3 protein-coding genes are annotated in these 2,883 nt (G+C 61.2%); 2 read left to right on the forward strand and 1 reads right to left on the reverse strand.

Annotated features, from left to right (window positions below; genetic code table 11):
- Positions 1–109: 109 nt before the first annotated feature.
- Entirely contained in the window at positions 110–1,711 is a 1,602-nt protein-coding gene (locus JXA24_07530) for a hypothetical protein (protein MBN1283604.1), read from the forward strand.
- 58 nt (positions 1,712–1,769) lie between these two features.
- On the forward strand, positions 1,770–2,261 hold the full coding sequence (locus JXA24_07535) for a YajQ family cyclic di-GMP-binding protein (GenBank protein ID MBN1283605.1): 492 nt from the start codon (positions 1,770–1,772) through the stop codon (positions 2,259–2,261).
- Between the two features lie 140 nt (positions 2,262–2,401).
- On the opposite strand, the gene JXA24_07540 is transcribed toward JXA24_07535, so the two are convergent.
- On the reverse strand, positions 2,402–2,737 hold the full coding sequence (locus JXA24_07540; protein ID MBN1283606.1) for a four helix bundle protein: 336 nt from the start codon (positions 2,735–2,737) through the stop codon (positions 2,402–2,404).
- Positions 2,738–2,883: the final 146 nt, after the last annotated feature.

Consider the following 2,883-nt stretch of genomic DNA (forward strand, 5'->3'; position numbering starts at 1 on the left):
GCGCCGTCTTCATTCGCGCCGTACGGCATGCGCTTGAGCATCGCGGGCATGCAGCCGCCCATGCTGTCCGGCTTGACTTTCTGCCGCGTGATATGAGGATCGACGAGAGATGAGACTCGACCCCGAGACATACTGGAAGACAAGCCTCGCCGTCGCCTGGGCCGACCGCTCGAACAAGGCCGCGGCCGCGGACGCAAAGCTGGTGCGCGAAGCGCTATCAAGGCCTCGGCACGATCTCTCGGGGGAACTGCGCGACGAGAGGCATGTCCGCGAGGCCTTCGACCGCATCATGCAGAGGGCCCGCCTTGCATCGGACTGGCGCGCATTCAACGGAAGATCCTCCTCCCCCCTCTTCGGCCGCTCGCCCACGCTCAGGGGAATCGCTGTGGACGACATCTCAAAGCCGGAACCGCTGCTATGCCGGCTCTCCGAGGCGAGGGAGGCGATCGAGCGGGATCTCGCGATGTTCGAGGGCACGATCCCCGGCAGCCCGTCGCTGACCATGCTGGCCATGCTGTCGGCCCTGGAGGCCGCCGGAAAGATACCGGCCGGCTGGACAGATAAGAACCGCATGCAGATCGTCCATGCAGAGATATTTAAGAGATCGGCCACGCTGAGGCGGGTCGTGGCCGAGAACCGCGAGGACCCTGTTGCGCTCGTGCTCGGGCTGGCAGCGCAGCGCGCGGAGATCTCCGCGGAGGCGAGGGAGGCCTCTGTAAAGACAAAGGACCTCGGGGACTACGCGATCGGTACGCTCGTGAGCGCCGCGATCGTCGCCGAGCCGCTCCTCAAGGATGGGCAGTCGGCGAGGAGGCTCGCGAGCTCATACGATCTGTATCTTCGATCCCCCACCCTCCAGGCGACAGAGAGGTCGGCGCTCGCAGACGACAGGGCGCTGATGAAATTCCTGCTCGCGAGGCGCGACCGGATCGCGATCGAGTGCATGAATGCCATGGGAAAACTAAAGGAGAGCGCTTACACCTTCCCTGGGGCCAGCGAGCACTACTCGCTGCACACCCTTGTGGAGGCGCTCTACATCGCAGGCAGGATCGAGAAGACCATGGCCGAGAGGCTCTCGCGGATCGCGGTCGGCCCCCTGGAATACTACCTGAAAAACCGCGATCGACTGCCGGAGTTGGACGAGGTCGCACGCATGGGCGGAGACCGAACTCCGAACAACGCCTTCGACCGCGCGAGATTCACCCACTCGAAGGACGACTCGAAGCTCCTGTCCGACGACTACATAAAGCGCGTGTTCAGATGGGCGCGCTGGTTCTACCGCGACGCCGACATCGTCACCCGAAGCATATACGGCGCCGATGAGCTTCCATCGCTTGCGCTGCAGCGCCGAGGGATAGCGCCGCTTGGGGATCTCCTCCCGCCTGATGTAAAAGCCGAAATCATGGCAGCGGCCCAAGAGGCGGCGCACGACCCTGCGGCGGCCCGCAAACGGGCCTTCCGCGCGCTGGACGAAATGGTCTCGGCAAAGAAGATGCCCGGGATCAGGGCGCAGCTCTCGAAGCCGGAGAGGCAGGTCATCAAGCTCATTGAGAGGCTCGTCCGATGGAACAGCGACGCGCTTTCGGCCCAGCCCTGCGGCGGAAGGGCTCGCCGCAACACCTTCCCCCCGGCCGGCTTGCCCGGGACATCGGCGTCGTTCATGCCGACGCCGCCCGTCATGATGATGCCCAGAATACTCATGAACGCCTGAGGGTTTCCTTAAGCCTTAAGCCTTGACATCGATCATGATTAGCTCAAGAAAGGGAGCCATGCCGTCATTCGACATAGTGAGCAAGGTGGACTTCGGGGAACTCGAGAACGCGGTGAACAACGCCCTGCGCGAGGTGGCAACGCGTTACGATTTCCGCAACTCCAAGACCACGATCGACCTCGACAAGAAAGCGAAGGAGATTCACCTCCTCACCGCGGACAGCATGAAGATGAGGGCGCTCGAGGAGATGCTCCGCGGCAACTGCGTGAAGAGGCACGTGGACCCAAGGTGCCTCGACTTCGGGAAGGAGGAGCCGACCTCGCAGGGGCTCCTCAAGAGGGACGTCAAGATCAAGGAGGGGGTCTCGCAGGATACCGCGCGCGGGATCGTCAAGACCATCAAGGACTTGAAGCTCAAGGTCCAGGCCTCGATCCAGGACGACCAGGTCCGCGTGACCGGCAAGAAGATCGACGAGCTCCAGGAGGTCATCCAGACCCTGCGTGCCCAGAAACTCGAAGTCCCGCTGCAGTACGTGAACATGAAAGCGTAACGAACGCGCTGTATCATCGCCCTACCATCGCTCCACCATCGCCTTTTCATCGCAGTACCATCGCAGTTAAACTGCGATCTCAGATCACAGATCCAGATTGAGAGAACAGGTTCTGAGATCAGATATCAGAACTCAGAGCCCTACGGCAGGGCCTCGATCTTGACGTATGCCAGCTTGAGGCGCGATTTGAGGGCTTCCTGCTGGCCTGAGGGCATAAGCTCGAAGGCATGGGCGAGATCAAGACAGGCCGAGACTTCAGCGATTGAGCCCAGCGATATCTGGAAGAATCGGCGGCGCTCCCGGCCGTACGCACGTTTGCCGTTGCCCTCTGCGAGGTTTAAGACCGCCGACGACATCGCGCGATTGAGCTGATCGGCGAGGAACCCGTTTCCCCGCGGCCACTTGGCGACCCTCTTTGCAAGGTCCTCTGCCAGCGCCATCAACTGCCTGAAGCAATCCAGCTTTTCGTGATTCATAATTCCTCCTGTGAAGTTGGTTTTTTCGTTGCCCTCTCAAATTGGGTGGAGGGCAACGCAAAAACCAACTCAAGGGAGGTTTAAAATGTTTCACGAAAAGCTGAATTGCTACAAGCAGTCGGTCGAAATGGCAGAGGACCTCAGCA

It is taken from the genome of Pseudomonadota bacterium, assembly GCA_016927275.1.
Taxonomy (GTDB): Bacteria; UBA10199; UBA10199; order 2-02-FULL-44-16; family JAAZCA01; genus JAFGMW01.

What these genes read in the sequence shown, in the direction of transcription:
- JXA24_07535 (MBN1283605.1), top strand. Translation starts at nt 1,770, where the DNA reads ATGCCGTCATTCGACATAGTGAGCAAGGTGGACTTCGGGGAACTCGAG.
- JXA24_07540 (MBN1283606.1), bottom strand. Translation starts at nt 2,737, where the DNA reads ATGAATCACGAAAAGCTGGATTGCTTCAGGCAGTTGATGGCGCTGGCA.
- JXA24_07530 (MBN1283604.1), top strand. Translation starts at nt 110, where the DNA reads ATGAGACTCGACCCCGAGACATACTGGAAGACAAGCCTCGCCGTCGCC.